14 protein-coding genes are annotated in these 16,691 nt (G+C 65.5%); 6 read left to right on the plus strand and 8 right to left on the minus strand.

What is annotated here, in order from left to right; genetic code table 11:
• Positions 1-29 precede the first annotated feature (29 nt).
• From R9Z33_RS06220 to R9Z33_RS06255, 8 genes are all read right to left on the minus strand, one after another.
• The gene (locus R9Z33_RS06220; protein WP_318650440.1) at positions 30-1,703 is read right to left on the minus strand and encodes a DEAD/DEAH box helicase; all 1,674 of its coding nucleotides are present in this window, start codon (positions 1,701-1,703) and stop codon (positions 30-32) included.
• 20 nt (positions 1,704-1,723) lie between these two features.
• Positions 1,724-2,368 carry a hypothetical protein gene (locus R9Z33_RS06225; protein ID WP_318650441.1) on the minus strand — a complete coding sequence of 215 codons (645 nt, stop codon included), beginning with the start codon at positions 2,366-2,368 and terminating at the stop codon, positions 1,724-1,726.
• 16 nt (positions 2,369-2,384) lie between these two features.
• Positions 2,385-3,287 carry an ATP-binding protein gene (locus tag R9Z33_RS06230; protein WP_318650442.1) on the minus strand — a complete coding sequence of 301 codons (903 nt, stop codon included), beginning with the start codon at positions 3,285-3,287 and terminating at the stop codon, positions 2,385-2,387.
• Positions 3,284-3,652: a hypothetical protein gene (locus tag R9Z33_RS06235; protein ID WP_318650443.1), complete on the minus strand. Its 369-nt coding sequence runs from the start codon at positions 3,650-3,652 to the stop codon at positions 3,284-3,286. Before R9Z33_RS06235 ends, R9Z33_RS06230 begins: the two co-directional genes overlap by 4 nt.
• Positions 3,649-4,005: a hypothetical protein gene (locus R9Z33_RS06240; protein ID WP_318650444.1), complete on the minus strand. Its 357-nt coding sequence runs from the start codon at positions 4,003-4,005 to the stop codon at positions 3,649-3,651. The genes R9Z33_RS06235 and R9Z33_RS06240 overlap by 4 nt, the downstream gene beginning before the upstream one ends.
• 33 nt (positions 4,006-4,038) lie before the next feature.
• Positions 4,039-4,611: a sigma factor gene (locus R9Z33_RS06245; RefSeq protein WP_318650445.1), complete on the minus strand. Its 573-nt coding sequence runs from the start codon at positions 4,609-4,611 to the stop codon at positions 4,039-4,041.
• 123 nt (positions 4,612-4,734) lie between these two features.
• Entirely contained in the window at positions 4,735-5,664 is a 930-nt protein-coding gene (locus tag R9Z33_RS06250) for a hypothetical protein (protein WP_318650446.1), read from the minus strand.
• Positions 5,645-6,877, minus strand: coding sequence for a hypothetical protein (locus R9Z33_RS06255; RefSeq protein WP_318650447.1), 1,233 nt, complete (start codon positions 6,875-6,877; stop codon positions 5,645-5,647). The genes R9Z33_RS06250 and R9Z33_RS06255 overlap by 20 nt, the downstream gene beginning before the upstream one ends.
• A 323-nt stretch (positions 6,878-7,200) precedes the next feature.
• Between R9Z33_RS06255 and R9Z33_RS06260 the strand changes: the two genes are divergently transcribed.
• From R9Z33_RS06260 to R9Z33_RS06285, 6 genes are all read left to right on the plus strand, one after another.
• Positions 7,201-7,707: a DUF2924 domain-containing protein gene (locus R9Z33_RS06260; RefSeq protein ID WP_318650448.1), complete on the plus strand. Its 507-nt coding sequence runs from the start codon at positions 7,201-7,203 to the stop codon at positions 7,705-7,707.
• Positions 7,704-9,056: a recombinase family protein gene (locus R9Z33_RS06265; protein ID WP_318650449.1), complete on the plus strand. Its 1,353-nt coding sequence runs from the start codon at positions 7,704-7,706 to the stop codon at positions 9,054-9,056. Before R9Z33_RS06260 ends, R9Z33_RS06265 begins: the two co-directional genes overlap by 4 nt.
• Entirely contained in the window at positions 9,053-9,442 is a 390-nt protein-coding gene (locus R9Z33_RS06270; protein ID WP_318650450.1) for a hypothetical protein, read from the plus strand. Before R9Z33_RS06265 ends, R9Z33_RS06270 begins: the two co-directional genes overlap by 4 nt.
• A 317-nt stretch (positions 9,443-9,759) precedes the next feature.
• Positions 9,760-12,414 (plus strand): hypothetical protein, encoded by a 2,655-nt coding sequence (locus R9Z33_RS06275; protein WP_318650451.1) that lies wholly within the window; start codon positions 9,760-9,762, stop codon positions 12,412-12,414.
• On the plus strand, positions 12,411-13,412 hold the full coding sequence (locus R9Z33_RS06280; RefSeq protein ID WP_318650452.1) for a hypothetical protein: 1,002 nt from the start codon (positions 12,411-12,413) through the stop codon (positions 13,410-13,412). Before R9Z33_RS06275 ends, R9Z33_RS06280 begins: the two co-directional genes overlap by 4 nt.
• Positions 13,402-16,689, plus strand: a complete 3,288-nt coding sequence (locus tag R9Z33_RS06285; protein ID WP_318650453.1) for a DUF1156 domain-containing protein — start codon at positions 13,402-13,404, stop codon at positions 16,687-16,689. Before R9Z33_RS06280 ends, R9Z33_RS06285 begins: the two co-directional genes overlap by 11 nt.
• Positions 16,690-16,691 lie beyond the last annotated feature (2 nt).

The following is a 16,691-nucleotide window of genomic DNA, read 5'->3' on the forward strand; positions in this document are numbered from 1 at the left end:
CAGGGCGGTTCCGGGGAGCGGGCCATCGATCATGCGGCCTGCCCCAGCGCCGCGGGCTGGGCGCTGCGCACGAGATGCTGGATGGCCTGGCGGTTGAACTTGAAGGTCAGCAGCGCCGAGGCCTGGTACCGGGTCATGCCGAGATCGGCCCGTGCCGCCGGGGGCAGATGGATCAGCTGGCGTTCGGTCGGCGGCTCCCGCAGCCAGCGCCGGCTCTTGTGGGCGCTCTCGTCCGTCTCGTAGGCGTTCAGCCAGTCGTCCGCCGCGGCCAGCGCCACCAGCCGCTCCCCGATAGACAACAGCCGCGGCCGCTCCTCCTTCGCCGCGCCGACCGCGTGCCAGGCGCCGTTCAGGAAGAAGATGCCCGCCCAGCCGTTGAACCCATTGGCCAGCAGCGCGGCATCGTCACCGAACAGGTCGCACCACTGGAAGGCGGAGCGGCGGAGCAGATCGATCTCCGTCATGATGAAGTCGGTGAGCGGCGCCGTCTCGCGCCCGCTGGGCTCGAAGGCGTGGCCGCAGATCGGGCACTCCATCACCGCGATCGGCACCTCGGCATCGCAGGAGGGGCAGGTCTTGGTGGGTGGCTCGCCCTCGCCGGGCTGGCTGTCGAGATCGACGTCCTGCTCAAGGCAGCCGTGGATCTGCGAGGATGTGCCGAAGTCAAGGACGATGCAGTCGCGCTTGACGATGCCGGGATGCTCGCTGGGATCCACGGTGCGCAGCCCGCGGCCCACCATCTGGATCATCGTGCACTTGAACGAGCTCGGCCGCAGCAGCACGACGCAGGAGGTGGGCGGGTGGTCCCAGCCCTCGGTCAGCACCGCGACATTGACGACGATGCGCGCCTCGCCCCTGGCATAAGCGGCCAGGACGGAGCGTCGTTCGCCCTCCGGCATGTCGCCGGTCACCATGACGGTGGGGACGCCGGCCGCATTGAAGGCGGCAGCGACGTGCTCGGCGTGGCCGATGGTGGAGCAAAAGGCCACGGTCTGGCGGCCGCCAGCCTTCTCCTGCCAGTGCTTCACGACCGCGTCGGTGACCGGCACCGTGTCCATCACGCGGGCGACCTCGCCCATGTCGAAATCGTCGCCGCTGCGCCGGACGGCGCGGAGCTCATCCTCGACGCCGACATCGATGATGAAGGTGCGCGGTGGCACCAGGTGGCCGGAGGCGATCAGCTCGCCGAGCCGGATCTGGTCGGCGACGTTCGAGAAGACCTGGCGCAGCCCAATCTTGTCGCCGCGGTTCGGTGTGGCCGTGACGCCATAGATGCGGCAGGCCGGGTTGCGATCCAAGGCGCGGTCGATGATCCGGCGATAGCTGTCGGCGACAGCGTGGTGCGCCTCGTCGATCACCAGCAGGTCCAGCGCCGGCATCGCCTCGAGGTTCGCCTGGCGGGTCAGGGTCGGCACCATGGCGAAGGTAACCTGGCCGCCCCAAGACTTCTGACCGGCGTCAACCACCGAGGTGGTGACGCCCGGGTTCAAGCGGCGGAACTTCGCCAGGTTTTGCGCCGTCAGCTCATCCCGATGCGCGAGGACCGCAGCCTTCGCGGCGCCGCTGCCGATATGCTCACCCACCGCCGCCGACAGCATGATCGTCTTGCCGGCGCCGGTCGGGGCGACGCCGAGGGTGTTGCCGTGCTCGCCGAGCGCACGGAGGCTGCGCTCGACGAAGAGCTTCTGGCGGGGGCGGAGCATCATGCTGGTGCAGCCCTCCCTCAGCGCGCCCAGGCGGGGCGATTGTCGGCACCAGCCGCCGGCGAGTTGCGCGGCACGGCGGCAGGGAAGGCGCCCTGCGTCGGGGCCGCGGGCGGCGGGGCATAGGTCTGGGCCGGCGGCGTATAGGCGGGCCCGGGGGCCGCCGCGTGCGGCCCCATGGCGGCGGCGTAGGCCCGGTGCTCAGGCGTCACCGCCATGCGGATTTCGTTCTTCGCCTCGCCATTGGCGTCGGTGCCGGTGTCGATCTTGGCGAGGAACTCCAGGCCCTCGAGGTCCGCGAAGCCGCCGATCCGCCGCGCGGCCTGGGCCTGCGGCGAGGCATCCTTGTCGGAGATGCCCCGGGCCGAGTTCAGCATGCCGCGCACGAAGCTGCGGCCCATATTTCCCCAGTCCGGACCCTTCGGGCTGTAGAGGCCGATCAGCGTGAAGATCTTCCGCTTCGCGTAGGGCCCCTCCAGCACGGTGAACTCACCATTGAGGTAGACGGCGCCGGTGCTGCCGCGGGTGGCGTAGCCACCCGTCCAGCCCTGGCTCGGATCGTCGAAGCCGCCGGGGCGGATGGTGAGGCGCACCTTGGCGATGGTGCCCTTGGGGATCAGGTTCGGGTTCTGCGAGGCGTCGTTGTAGTCGTTCCAGGAAGCCATGCGGGATCTCCTCGGATCAGGTGTTCGGGGTGTCGGATGGGGCGGCCAGCGCGAGCGGCGGCGGAGGCAGTGCGAGACGTTCGGCGACGGGGCGCGCAGGGCCTCGGATCTTCTCGAACAGCCGGCCGAGATGCGGCTCTTCGACCAGGTCGAGCCGACCGCTGCGGTCCTTCGCGGGATAGCCCCAGGGGTTCAGCGTCTGGCAGATCAACGAGCGGCGGAGCGCGCCGGCCTCGTCTTTGATCGCCGCCAGCGTGAGCACCTCATCGACGATGCCGGGCAGCTCGAGGCCGGTCTTGCTGCCGTCGATCTGCGGCACGAAGACCTTGCGGTTGAAGTCGTCGAGCTTCTCGTCGAGGATCCCGACGAAGATGATGTTCTTGCCGCGCGTGTGCTGCAGATGGGTCAGCCAGGCGATCATCTCGCGCCCGTGCAGACCGTAGGCGCCGCGGATGTCCGGCTTGCCGGTCTTCTCCGCGAAGGCCTCGGGCTGGCCGCGGCACCACTGGAAGCAGAGGCGGCCCGCGACGGTGATGCTGTCGATGAACACCGTCTCGTAGCGGGTGAGCAGGGCGGGATCGCCGAACTGCTCGCAGACGGCGGCGTAGTGCGCCGGGGAATAGGGCTGGTCGTCGCGCAGCGCCGGGTTCGGGCCGCCTATGAAGGCGGCGAAGTCGCGGCATTCCTGCCAGGTGCGCGGGCGGATCGTGTCGCCACCCCAGCCCTCGACCGCGAGATCACCGGCCTCGAGGTCCATGAAGAGCGTGGTGCTGGCGAGCAGGGTCCAGAGCAGGCTGGTCTTGCCTTGGCCGCTCCCCCCAAAGATGCAGGCTTTGACACCGCGAGGCTCAGCCTGGCGCTCGTCGGCAGTGATAATCCGGAAGCCGCGCCCCGGCGCCTGCGCGAAAGGGGCGCTCATTCCGCGCTGTCCACGATGCGGGCGGCGGCGGCCGTCGCATTGACCGTGCCGACGGCGCCGGCGCGGCGCGCCAGGTCGTGGATCTGCCGCAGCGCGTCGGCCTTGCGATGCAGCGCGACCGACTGGCGAAACAGCGCCTCGGCGGCGAAGGCCACGTCGTCCACTGTCGCCTGCGCGATCGGCTTGGTCATGACCGGGCTGCCGCCCGTGCCGGTCGGCACCTCGATGCTGTCGGGCAGCATCTTCAGCCAGAGCTTCTCACGCAGATGGTCAAGCGGGGTCCGCGGCGTCATGCCGTTCTCCTGGTTGCGGGCGATGGAGAGGGTGCCGGGCGCGGCACCCGCATCAGGGGTGGGTGCCGTCACGCCGCGATGCTCGTCGGCTTGGCCGCCGCTAGGACGGAGGCCAGCGTGCCAGCACGGCTTCGGGCGCGCGGCCGGGCGATAGCGAGGTAGGTGAAGTCGCTTTCGCCCATGCGGCGCTGGACGAGATGCACCAGCCCGTCCTCGGCCAGCTGCAGGGCGCGTTCGGCGATGCGCAGAAGAGCGCGACGCTCGGCGTCCGGCACCGTCGAGGTGAGCGGCGAGGCGTCGACCGCCAGGAAGCCGCGGTGATAGACGATGCGATCACCAGGCACGGCGGAGCCGAACCAGGCGCAGAACATCGTCTCGGTGAGCGGCGGCTCCGCAGAGCGGAAGCCAGTGATCGTGCTGTCCATGTTGAGTATTACCCAGCCTCTCGCAAATCCGTCTCACGCTGCTGCCGGGATGCCGGCGACGAGCAGGCGGAGCCGCAGCTCGCGCAGGTGGCGGTAGAGGGTGGCGCGCGACGTTGGGCTGGCCTTGGCCAGCTCGTGCGGGGAGCGCTCTGTCAGTTCGGCGCAGAGGGGGAGGGTCTCCGCCGGCAGCGTGCCCAACGCCCGATCGAGGTCGATGCGGCGCTCCACCGCCGCGAAGGCCTCGGTCGGCTGGCCCAGCCAGGCGGCATAGCCGTCCGCCTCGGCGATGCTGTCACCGATGGTCAGGCCCTCGCCGCCGGGCTGCGGGTCGTCGAGCGAGATCGGGGCCATGGTGGCGCGGCCGCGCAGGATGCGCTCGGTGAGGCGGATGGCGCGGTGGTCAATGCAGGCGGCGGCGAAGGCGCCGAGGTCGCCGCGGGCCGGATCGAAGCCCTTCAATCGGGCGAAGAGGTCCGTCAGCAGGTCCTGGCGGAGGTCCTCCTGCTCATGGCGCGGAATGCGGCAGGTGCGGATGATGCGCAGGGCGACGCGGTCGGCGCTGCGCTGCAGGGCATGGATTTCGGCGCGGGTGGGGGTGAAGGGCATCGGCTGGTCCTGTCCATCGGGTGGCGATGGGGACAGCCTCGTGGACGACGCGCGTCCTGGCCTTTCGGCAGTCTATCGGTTCCTATCGGTAGTCTATCGGGCGCCCAGTGGACCGCCCGCCGGTCAGGCGAGAAAGATCTTTCCCGGCTCGATCGCGAGCCTGTATCCGCCCTTCCGGTCGTTCTGTATGAGCTTCTGTGCCGCCGCACGTTCCAGACCGGCGGCGGAGCCGAGCGCGTTCCGCAGGCGGCTAACCGAGCCCGTGACCTGCTCCCCTTGGGGAAGCGCGTCATGGACCTTGCCTTCTGCAAGGGCTGTGAGGAGATCTTCCCCAGGTACGAAGCCGCCGTCTGTTCCGGCTTCACGCGCCAACTCTAACAACACACGGAAGTCCCGCGGCTCCAACTTCAGCATTTTCCGGTGATATCGGGCCGTGAAGCCATGCTCAGAAATCTCGAGCGCATCCGGCGGCAGTTCGGCGGACATCCCAACAGGGGCCAGCACCAAAGCCAAAGGCAAGGTGGCCTCATCGTCCAGCAGTTCTGATGCGGCGGCGATGGTCACGCCTTCCAGGGTGATCCGGCGCGTGACGTCCAAGCCGAGATGACGCGCTGTCGGGGTCAGAATCACAGGTGACGCCGAGCCGGCCCGGCCCTTCAGCGAAATGGCGAGTTCGATGGCGTTGGCGTCTGTCAGGAGGCGAACGAAGTAGAAGACGCGCCGATGGGGATCATCCGCGAACTGCCCGAGATGGATGACCTTGTCGCTGAGCTTCTCGAGAGGCGGTCCGGCCAGCTGCGAGGATCGCCGGATCTGCAGCCCGACGGCCCGGAAGTTGACGTCGAGCCAACGGCTGCCATCGTGCGCGCCGCTTTCGATGACAGCATCCCCGTGCTCGCTGACGGTGACGAAGCTCAGATCGAGATCGTCCGGCGCCCGGCGAAACCGAAGCAGCTGCAGGCGACGATACTCTGCAACGGCGTCGCCGAACGGCTCGACATCCGCGGCGCTGATGGCGCGTATGGGATGCTGATCAAGCTGCTGCAGCAGCAAGCAGCAGAGGCGGGGGGGCTTGGCTGAATCCATTCTGGCGCAGGTGCTCGAAAATTCGGGCCTCGAACATGTGGTCACGGAAGCTGGCCACATTATGAGGACGGATGGTCACCAATACGTCTCGTCGCTGACCGTCTACATCAAAGCGCAGCAGCAGCTTCACATGGCTGATCCGAAGGGTGGCGAGATCGATGCCGGGCATCATCTCGTAGAGCCGCGAGAGGGCGTTTTCGTTGTCCCACATGGTGAGGTGCCAGGGCGAGCCGCCACGGCCGCTCCGCTCGGGGTCCGCCTCATCGATCTCGATCTCCTTGACGAACACCTCCTTCAGGTCGTCGTCCCAGTCATTCCTGAACTCCCAGGCCGCACCCTTCTGCTGGATGGGGCGCAAGGTGAACAGCCGTTGGCTGGATGGGTTCTTGAAGAAATCGGGTTCGCCGAGCAGGTGCTGCGCAAACAGGTTTGCGAGCTCGCGGCGCTCGACTGCGGTGCGGGCGCTCACCTTTATATGGCCGGTGGCCGGTTCATAGCAGATCGTGTCCAGCGTCATCTCGCGGATGGTGCGGACCTTCTGTTCCCCATTCTCCTCAACGGTGGTGGTTACCGCGCTCATGCCATGCTCGACGATGACTTTCACCAGGCCGGCCTCAGGATACCAGTAAGGGTCGCAGATTCGTCCCTGGTAGCGACGGGCGAAGAATGTCGAGCAGGCTGCGCGGAACGCTTCCTGAGCGTCAGGGTCGTCGTGACGCGAGGGAACGCCGCGGCGGGCTCCGACAAGCCGAAGCGGCGAGGGCGCAAAAAACGCATGCCGATGCACGGCCTTGTCGAAAATCTGCCGGTGATGGAGGTAGGCGATCAACGCCAAGTGCCGGGGCGTCAAATTACGCCCGTCGTCGGGCGCGTCCACGTCTGCCTCGGGCACGAGCTGGACGCCGAACCGTGCTGCGGTTTCTTCCAGCGCCGCCTGGCCGTTGGGGTTGGCGAGGATCAGGATGCAGTGGAGGGCGTCCAAAAGAGCGTCCGGGAACTTACTGCCGTTGTTCTTGAAGAGATCGAAAAGTGCGCCCCGGCACTTCGCATCGTCGGCCGGCAGGGTGTCCCACGCGAGATCGATGGCGGCTGCGTGTGGCGTCAAGAGTTCCCGCAGCAAGTCGAGGTCCACGGTGCGCATGAATGCGCGATTCACAAAGTTCCCGACATTCTTCGCCAACCTGGACTCCACGCAACGTGTTCGTAATGTGTTCTATCAACCCAGGCGTGCGTCTGTCGAATCGAATCTACGCCCCGTGAGACGGATTCCCGCGTGCCTGGGTAAATGCTGGGGGTGGCAAGTGAACCCCTCCGCCCTGCGGCCAATCCCCACCTCCCGCCGCACCTCCGCGAGGTCTGCAGCATCCTGGCCGCCGGCCTCGTGCGGCTGCGGAGCCGCGCTGCCGAGGAAGCTGCGCGCGAGGCTGCTGAGCTGGGAGAGCGCGGCCTACACTTCCCGTCCCCTCAGCGCCTGGATGCGAACCGGACCAACCGGAGACCCGCATGACACGCGCCACCAAATCCAAACCCGGCACCCCGCCGGCGCCGACCATCCCCGCCATTCCGCCGGCCGACGTGCTGGTCCGGCTGGCTGCGTTGAAGACAACCACCACGCCGGACCTGAAGCAGCAGTGGCGGGAACTCTTCGCGGCGGAGCCGCCTCCCTACAACCGGCGCTTCCTGGAAAGCCGCCTGGCCTACCGGATCCAGGAGCTGGCCTATGGCGGCCTGAAGCCACAGACCATCCAGCGCCTCGAGGCCCTGGGCGAACAACTCGATGGCGGCAACCCCGTCCTCCGCCGTATCCGCGGCGACGACAAGCCGATCACCGGCACGCGCCTGATCCGCGAGTACCAGGGCGTCGAGCACAGCGTGACCGTGCTCCACGACGGCTATGAGTATCAGGGGCGCCCCTACCAGTCGCTTTCGTCCATCGCGCGGGCGATCACCGGCACGCGCTGGAATGGCTGGCTGTTCTTTGGCCTAAAAAACCGGAGGGGCACGGCATGAAGCGCAAGCCAGCCGCCGACGCTGCGATGCCGGCCACGGTAAGGAAGATCCGCGCCGCCGTTTACACGCGCAAGTCGAGCGAGGAAGGGCTCGACATGGAGTTCAACTCGCTCGATGCGCAGCGCGAGGCCTGCGAAGCCTATATCACCAGCCAGCGGTCGGAAGGCTGGGTGCTGGTACCGGACCGCTACGACGATGGCGGCGTGTCTGGAGGCACGCTGGAGCGGCCTTCACTGCGCCGCCTGCTGGCCGACATCGAGCGCGGGCTGATCGACGTGGTGGTGGTCTACAAGATCGACCGGCTGTCGCGCGCGCTGATGGACTTCGCCAAGCTGGTGGAGGTGTTCGACGCGAACAGCGTGACCTTTGTGTCAGTGACGCAGAGCTTCAACACGACGACCAGCATGGGGCGGCTCACGCTGAACATCCTGCTGAGCTTTGCCCAGTTCGAACGGGAGGTCATCGGCGAGCGCATCCGCGACAAGGTGGCGGCGTCACGGGCGCGAGGAATCTGGATGGGGGGCTTCGTGCCACTCGGCTACGACGCCAAGGACCGCAAGCTGCTGGTGAACGAGGCGGAGGCGGGACTGGTGCGCCGAATCTTCGAAGGCTTCGTCGAGACGGAATCCGGCACGAAGCTGGTTCAGGCGCTGCGTGCCGAGGGCGCCGCCACGAAGCGCGGCCGCGCCTTCACCAAGAGCGACGTGTATCGCGTGTTGAACAACCGGACCTATCTCGGCGAGGCGATGCACAAGGGGAAGTCGCATCCCGGCGAGCATGCCGCCATCGTGCCGCAGGCGATGTGGGACGCGGCGCACGCCCTGCTCTCGATCAGCCCGAAGACACGCGCCAACCGCACCCGCTGCCAGACGCCTTCGCTGCTGCGCGGGCTGATCTTCGGCAGCGACGGGCGGGCCATGTCGCCCACCCACGCGCGGGGGCGCCGCGGCCAGCAATACCGCTACTATGTCAGCCAGTCGGTGCTGAAGGGCGGCGCCGCGGACGGCCCGGCCATCGCGCGCATTTCCGCCGCGGAGATCGAGGGCGCGGTCATCGCGCAGGTCCGGGGGCTGCTGCGCCAGCCGGAGGTGGTATTGGGCGCCTGGCGCGCGGCACGGGCCGCGGCGCCGGATATGACGGAAGACGAGGCTCGGCTGGCGCTGGAGCGATTCGACCCGCTGTGGGATGAACTCTTCCCCGCAGAGCAGGCGCGCGTCATTCGGCTCCTGGTCGACCGCGTGGACATCGGGGCGGGCGGCGCCGACGTGCGGCTCAAGCTGGAGGGGCTGGCGAGCCTGGCGCGGGACCTGGCGGCAACGCCGGTCGAAACCGCGAGGGTTGCAGCATGACCGGCGCCGCGCAGATGCTGACCGTCCGGGTGCCGCTGGCGGGACGGAAGCCGCGGGGCGGGCGGAAGCTGATGATCGCGCCTGTCAGCACCACGAACCGGGGGTCCTCGACTGCGGACATCACGTTGGTGAAGGCGCTGGCCCGGGCGTTCCGGTGGCGGCGGATGATGGAGGCGGGCCGCTACGGCACGATCAACGAGCTGGCGGCGGCGGAGAAGATCAACTCGTCCTATGTCTCGCGCCTCCTACGCCTAACGCTGCTGGCGCCTCACGTTGTCGAGGCGATCCTGGATGGGGGACAGCCCGAAGGGATGACGCTGCCCGGGCTGATGGAGCCGTTTCCGGTGGAGTGGGAGCAACAGATTAGCATCGGCGCTTGGGACTAGGGCGCGTCGGCACGGTAGCTCTGGCATTTCTGTGCTGCAATAAGTAGCATGGCTTTGCATGGTGCGTGATTCAAGCGCGACGGATGGCGGTCCAGTCTCGCTTTAGAAATCGCCCGCCGTCTACAAAAGGGCAATGCCGTCCGAATCGCCGTAGGGGCTAAAAAAGAATGCTGGGACTAAGCCTTCGGCTCGAATTTCGAGGGAAAATACTTCAGGGGACCCAGATTGACCTGACAAACCCCAAGAAGACCGGCGCTACCCAGCTTCCGGCGCCAGATTTTCTAGAGATCACCTACCCCACCACCGACCTAATCGGCATGCTGCGTGCTGCCGCGCCGGGCCAAAGCCATCCTATAGCGCTCATGGGCGAGCGCGGCCTTGGCAAGTCGCACCTGCTGGGTGCGCTCTATCACGCGCTGAAAGACGGAACGGCGGCCTCAGCATGGCTGTCGCATTGGGCTCACGTGTTGGGCGATGCGTCTCTGGCCAGCTTGCCGCTTAGGTCGGGGCTGGAGGTCGTTACAGCAAGCCTGCACCAGCAGCGCTTTCCTTTCCTTTGGGATGTGCTCTTCGATCAACATCCGGACGGCAAAACATACCGCGGCGCGTGGGAACATGGCGGCGGCCCCAAGACGCAGGTCCCGTCGATGGACCTGCTGCTCAAGATGTTCGAACAGCGCCCAACGGCATTGATCCTCGACGAGTTCCAGACCTGGTTCGATGGTCTTGTTGATGCGCCGAACAAGCCTCACAAGACCTGGGCATTCAACTTCATCCAAATCCTCTCGGAGATCAGCGCGCAGAGGCCTGACATCTTCCTGCTTGTCATTTCCATTCGGAACGGCGATTCGGATGCGTTCAAACAGGTCCAGCGCATCAACCCGGTTCTGCTCAACTTCAGTGGCGCCTACGCGAAGCGCGATCGGCGCCGGTTGCTGCTGCACCGGCTCTTCGAGAACCGCTTGCAGGTGGCTGACACTGACATCAATGCGCTCACCGCCACACACATAGCCGAGTACCTCCGGCTCGCCGAAATCCCATCTTCACACCATGCCGCAGCGCGCCAGGACTTCATCGAGGCATGGCCATTTGCGCCGCACCTGCTGCAGCTGCTCGACGACCAGATCCTCGTCGCCACGTCCGCGCAGTACAATCGCGATCTCGTCAAAATCCTGGCGGGCCTGTTCAAAAGCCGCGGGAGCGTGATTCCCGTGCTGACCGCGGCTGACTTCCAGATCGACAATGAGGAAAGCGGCATCGGTCCACTCCTGGACTCGGTGAACAACCCGCAGCATCGCGCCCTTCGAGACAAGGCGCGCCGCAACCTCGAGGCCGTGACGGAAGCGGTAGATAATCCCGCCAAAGACGTCCCCCATTTGGATGACGTCATCGCATCGCTGTGGTTGCGTTCCATCGCTGCAGAAAAGACGGTGGGCGCCACGCGGACGCAGCTTCAGATCGATTGCACGCGCGACGTCGTCCTCGATGCCAACGCCTTCCCAGCCGAGCTCGACACCATTCTCGACAACAGCTTCAACCTTCATGAGGTTGGCGATCGGCTTGTCTTCCGTGAGGAGGAGAACGCCGAGGCGAAGCTGAAGGCAGCGGCACGCAACCCGAAGCTCTTCGCCGGTGGGGAGGACGAGGCCCATCTCGCGAAGGAGCTCCGCTACGTCATTTACGGCGATCCTGGCGTCCCCTTGCCATTCCGCGTTATCGCTCTGCCCAAGACCTGGCTCGCAGACCCCTGGACCGCGCTTGCCGACGAGGACAAGCCTGGGATGTGGGACAACCGCATCCCTATCCTCGTGCTGCCGGAGACGCCGGATCGCCTCAGTGAGCGGCTGGCTCAATGGCTGAAGGATCATCTCCAGCAGCGCCGGAACGCCGTGCGCTTCCTCTTGCCGCGCGCCGATGCACCACCGTTGTTTACTGACCCGACACTGCTCTTCCACGCACGTGCCGTGGTCAAAGCGACGGAATGGCAAGGCCAGGGCCCCGAGTACGGCAAGCTGCGGACCAAGTACCAGAAGCTGCTGCGGGACGCGCTGAAGGACCGCTACGACCGCTTCGCCATCCTCGCGGCCTGGGACAATCAGACGCCCGCGAAGTCTCGCTTCACCGAGGAAAAACTGAAGGTCCGCGGTAGCGAAATTCCGAAGGCGATGGACGAAGTCATCGCCACTGACCTGTTCGAGCCGGAAGCCTTCGCCGATTACGCTATCGAGGCTGCCAAAGGGGCGGCCTCGGTCAAGAAGGTGCTCGACGAGCTTAAGGAGCCGCGCCCAGCGCCGGCCGATACGATCCCTTGGCTCGGTGACGCGCTGATGAAGGAGAAGCTCATCTCCGTCTGCGCGCAGGGCAAGATCACGATCAACGTGCAGGATCGGGAGCGCCTGGAGCGTCGGCCCGGCGAAGAGATCAAAGACGCCTACACGCGCCTGCGCGGCAAACTGCCGGACGGCAAGCAGTTGGAGGAGGTCATCCTCGGCCTGCCGGGCGCAGGCGCTGCCACCCATGGCGCGGCACCGCAGCCCGGCACGGGCAATGGCGCCACGCCCGGTGCAACGCCGCCGCCTGGGGCAGGGCCTGGCGGCGCCGGTACTGCCCCGCCACCAGGCGGCAACCCTGGCGGAACGACGTCACCGCCGCCCGGTGGCGGCACCCCGCAGCCCGGCTTCGGCGAAGGCCCCCCTGGCAACCTCTTCGGTAACGGCGGCGCCGGGATCTTCGGTGGCAGCGGCACCGCACCGCCAAAGCCCCGGATACGGCTGGAGGCCCCCAAACCCACATCGGGCCTCAACCTCGCTGGCCAGCTTGAGATGTGGTCGATCACACCCGCCACGCCGGTCCAGTCCGTGACTATCACGCTCGAGGCCGCGACCGGGGCTCAGCTCAAGAAGCTGCTGGAGAAACTGCCGGACGGGATGATCTATGGCCTCGCGCTGGATCGCGAGGACGGCCCAGCATGACGCTGCCCCTTCCGCTGTTGCGCCAGCTCCAGGAAGCGACACCGGCGGAAGCCTGGGCTGCGATCACGGAGCATGCACTTCATGTCTGCGACACGGCCGGCCAGGGCAAGCCGTTCGATGCGGCCGCGCGGCTGCGCGACGAGGGCTTGCGCGCGCTCGACGCCTGGATGGCCGGTGCCGGTTGGGATCTCTGGGCGGAGTTCGGCGCCGCCATGCCGCGCACGGCTGATCGCCTGATCGAATGGTGGGGTGCAATTCCACCAGGTGCCGGTGCCGCGGTGCTGATCCTGGACGGGCTATCACTGCGCGAGCTTCCGCTGCTGCGTGAGGGCGCGGCAGCTCATGGCTTCGCTGTCGCCAGCGTAGAGGCGACGGGCGCTGAACTGCCGGGGGACACCAATGCCTTCGCCCAGGCCTTGGGGGTGAGCAGCCGCGGCACGCTCGCCAACAACCACCCGCCTGGCGGTTTTCGTCTCGGTGGAGCCACCACCGAGGTGGCCGACCTGCCCTGGGCGGATTGCGCCGCGCTGGTGAAAGCGGAGCCGCGGTGGCTGTTCTGGCACGCATGGCCCGACACCCGGTTCCACAGCGGCAGCAGCTTCCAGGCCCTCGCCAAGAACGCCGATGAGACCTTCGCCGACGCAGCCTTCTGGGCCTTCCTGCGCCGCCTCGCCACGGGACGGCGGCTGCTGGTCACCTCCGACCACGGCTACGCCCATATCGGCAGCTTTCAGGACACCCACGACGACCAGAAGACGTGGCTCCGTGGCGTCTTCGGCGGGGGGCGTACGGCCGCGGATGGCGAGACGGGCGCGTGGTCCCCACCGCTTGCCCTGGCGGTGGATGGCCGGCAGTCACGGGTACGCCTGCCCCTCGGCCGGCGGAAGTGGCCGGTGCCGGGCGGCAACGCCAGCCTTAGCCATGGTGGTCTGACGCTGCTCGAAGCCTTGTCGCCCTTCATTGAACTCAGACTTCAGGATTCTTCGAATGCCACGTGAAGGCGCCACTGTTTCGCCCAAAGACAAACTCGCCCAGGAGATTGCGAAGGCTGTCGGTGCCGGCCGCCCCATGGCGGTGGAGACCGTAGACTTCTCCGATCCCAATCGACCGAAGACCTGCATCGAGGTGGATTTCCCGATCCTGGCGATCAATCAGATCGCCCAGATTGAAGGGAATGCCGGCAAGCCGATCTACCAGATGTCGAAGTGGTGGGCGCGCCGACGGTCCTCGGTGTTCCGCGCCATGCTGCTGGCCAGCGCGATGAAGGCGCCGGACGACCCGGCCCAGGCCGCGAAGGCAGTGTGGGAGGCCTACTACGCCAACCACCAGAAGAAGGGTGCGCTGAAGCACCTGAAGGTGGCGGACATCTTCATGGGCGGTGGCACCACGCTGGTGGAGGGATCGCGCCTTGGCATGCAGATGTCTGGCGTGGATCTCAACCCTGTAGCCTGGTTCGTCGTGAAGCAGGAATTCGCGAAGCCTGACCTCGACGCGGTGAAGCGGTTGCTGGCCGATGTCGAGGCCGAGGTGAAGCCGCAGATCATGCCCTTCTATGCCTGCGAAGGTCCGGGCGGGGAGAAGGGAGTCTGGACGCGACTGGCCGATGGCAAGGTCATGGGTGACGACTTTGATCCGCTGAGGCTGACGCCGGATGAGCGGAAAGGCTTCTCCTACGCCGGGCCGGAGGCGATTTACACCTTCTGGGCGAAACATGGGCCTTGTCAGGTGACTGGCTGCGGTCACCGCACGCCGATCATGTCCAGCAACATCATGGCGGTGAAGACGCTGACGGTGAAGCGCTGGCCACACGTGTGTGTTGCTTGCAGCCAGGCTTTCGACATTGAAAACGAGCCGGCGCGCATGGCGCCTGATGCACCACTGGCGCTCGCGCCTGGCGAATGCGCTTTCGCGGTTCCGGACCGGGCTGGACGGGTGAAATGTCCGCATTGCGGCAATGCTGAGCAGATCAAACTGAACGGCAAGGGAGAGAACAAGAAAGTCGAGCTCGCGCTCATCGTCGATCCGAACTGGATAACGGGTGCGCCTCAGTTCGATGCGGCTGGTCAAGCTTACGGAGGTTCAGCGCAAGATGACGCGGCCAGCACACGGCGCTGGGATGCCGTGCGCGCAGAAAATTCTGGACTAATTGAATTGCGCGGTATGTCCGTCTTTGAGCGGACAGATAAGAAAACTGGAATCAAGAAGACTGTAAAAGATTGGCCCGAAGTATTTATTCATCCGCTTACGGGCGAAGAAATTCGTGTTGGCGACGCTGGCGGTACTGTGCCGAAGAAATCTGCCTACACGTGTGCCGCTTGCGGCACGGTGCAAGACGTTTTAGCGACGGTGAAAGCATCTAAAAAGACCGGACCGCTGGGAGGATATGCTATTCAGGGATACTCGCCCGCGCTAGCGAGGAACGGTGCCGCCTACAACGGAAGGTTTTTCCTTCCCTTCGATGTTGCGGCGCAGCAGCGCTACGATGCCGCTGTAGCTGAATGGGCGTCCCGTCGAGACGGTGACCTCGCCGAATGGTGGCCTCGTTCGGAGCTGCCCTACGGCTTCATGACGCACCATCTCCAAGGCGGTGTACCAAATCATGGCTTCACGCACTGGTGGACCATGTTTAGTCCGAGACAGCTGCTGGTCCATACTCAATTGCTTAAAGCTATAATGACTGTTGGAAAATATGATAGTGAAACTCGCGAGTACGTTTTGGGCGCATTCCAGCAGTACCTTCGCAATCAATGCCTATTCTCATTTTGGCATGTGGCGCGCGATCACTATGCTCCAGCCCTTTCCAATAATAATTATCATCCAAAATCGACTGTTATCGAAGTTGGCGTATTTTCGCCAGTCGGGTACGGAGTTTGGCGATCTGCTTGGGAGCCATTGATCGAGGGACGCGCATGGGCGGACGCGCCATGGGAACCAGTCGTTGCCGAATATCTGAAGCGCCAGAAACCCGAGCTTGCAGCGGCGATCAGCGGCAAAAGCTTCCGCGTTGAGCCCGGCGATGCGTTAGGTTCTGCGAAAATCGAGGCGCGATCTGCAACCGACTTATCAGATCGACATGACTCGTCTGTCGATATCGTTGTTACCGACCCTCCTTTCGGCGGACTTTTACATTATTCAGAGCTGGCAGATTTTTTTCACGTGTGGCTACGGCTTGCTCTAAAGAATCAGTATCCACGAGAATTTCAGCCAGAGTATACGCCGAAGACGTTGGAAGCGGTCGCGAACCGCGCGCGTCAGCCTGAAGAAGGCGAAGCAGATGCTTTTTACCAGCGGCTGCTCACGCAGGCCTGGCGCGAGGCGCATCGCGTTCTGAAGCCCGGTGGCACCCTCGCATTTACCTTCCACCATAGCGAGGACGATCCCTGGGTCGCCGTACTCGAATCACTCTTCGATGCCGGCTTCTATCTGGAAGCCACCTATCCCATCCGCTCTGATGAGACGAAGGGCGAGGGCGAATTCGGTAGCAAGACGATCGAGTACGACATCATCCATGTCTGTCGGAAGCGCATAGAAGCGCCCACGCCGGTGTCTTGGGCGCGCATGCGCCGCGAGGTGCTTCAGGATGTGAAGCAGCTGCAGAACCTCCTGGAGGGGCATGCGCAGGAGGGGCTTCCGGCGGCCGACCTCGCGGTCATCAAGCGAGGCAAGGCGCTGGAGTATTTCTCCCGCCACTATGGCCAGGTGTTCAAGAACGAGGGCGAAGCGATCAGCGTCAAGGAAGCGATCCTTGGCATCAATCAGATCATCGATGAGGGCGGCAACACAGCCGATATCCCGCCCGTCGATGCAGAGCCCTATACGCGCCAATTCCTCCGCATCTTTAACGACAGTGCCGAGCAGAAGCGCGATCAGATGCAGAAATTCCTCCGCGGCACAGGCAGCACGCCTGATGAATTCGAGACACGCGGATGGTGCACCGAGAAAGCCAAGGTCTACCATATGACGCCACCGCTTGAGATCGCGCAGTCGTGGCATAAGCGCCAGAAGCGAAAGCTCGATAGCGATTACGATCAGGCGATGGTCCTCATCGGTGCTTGCCACACCGGCAGCGGCCTCGACGCGAACGACACGCTGCGCAACCTGAACTTCAAGCCGCACCCGGCGCTCCGCCCGCTGCTGGAATGGTTCGAGCGTCGCGGTCACAGCCAGACCGTTCGTGACGCCGCGAAGCTGGCGAAGATGCGCTTCGAGGCTTGGCAGAACGCCCAGCCCAAGAAGCCGGCCAATGCGCAGATGTCGCTGTTCGGGGAGAGCTAGGC

Origin of the sequence: Sediminicoccus rosea (assembly GCF_033547095.1) — a bacterium.
GTDB classification, from domain to species: Bacteria; Pseudomonadota; Alphaproteobacteria; order Acetobacterales; family Acetobacteraceae; genus Roseococcus; species Roseococcus rosea.

Excerpts from the sequence above, each read along its gene's own strand:
- R9Z33_RS06220 (WP_318650440.1), bottom strand. The coding sequence starts at position 1,703 with ATGCTCCGCCCCCGCCAGAAGCTCTTCGTCGAGCGCAGCCTCCGTGCG.
- R9Z33_RS06225 (WP_318650441.1), bottom strand. The coding sequence starts at position 2,368 with ATGGCTTCCTGGAACGACTACAACGACGCCTCGCAGAACCCGAACCTG.
- R9Z33_RS06230 (WP_318650442.1), bottom strand. The coding sequence starts at position 3,287 with ATGAGCGCCCCTTTCGCGCAGGCGCCGGGGCGCGGCTTCCGGATTATC.
- R9Z33_RS06240 (WP_318650444.1), bottom strand. The coding sequence starts at position 4,005 with ATGGACAGCACGATCACTGGCTTCCGCTCTGCGGAGCCGCCGCTCACC.
- R9Z33_RS06245 (WP_318650445.1), bottom strand. The coding sequence starts at position 4,611 with ATGCCCTTCACCCCCACCCGCGCCGAAATCCATGCCCTGCAGCGCAGC.
- R9Z33_RS06260 (WP_318650448.1), top strand. The coding sequence starts at position 7,201 with ATGACACGCGCCACCAAATCCAAACCCGGCACCCCGCCGGCGCCGACC.
- R9Z33_RS06265 (WP_318650449.1), top strand. The coding sequence starts at position 7,704 with ATGAAGCGCAAGCCAGCCGCCGACGCTGCGATGCCGGCCACGGTAAGG.
- R9Z33_RS06270 (WP_318650450.1), top strand. The coding sequence starts at position 9,053 with ATGACCGGCGCCGCGCAGATGCTGACCGTCCGGGTGCCGCTGGCGGGA.
- R9Z33_RS06275 (WP_318650451.1), top strand. The coding sequence starts at position 9,760 with ATGCTGCGTGCTGCCGCGCCGGGCCAAAGCCATCCTATAGCGCTCATG.
- R9Z33_RS06280 (WP_318650452.1), top strand. The coding sequence starts at position 12,411 with ATGACGCTGCCCCTTCCGCTGTTGCGCCAGCTCCAGGAAGCGACACCG.
- R9Z33_RS06285 (WP_318650453.1), top strand. The coding sequence starts at position 13,402 with ATGCCACGTGAAGGCGCCACTGTTTCGCCCAAAGACAAACTCGCCCAG.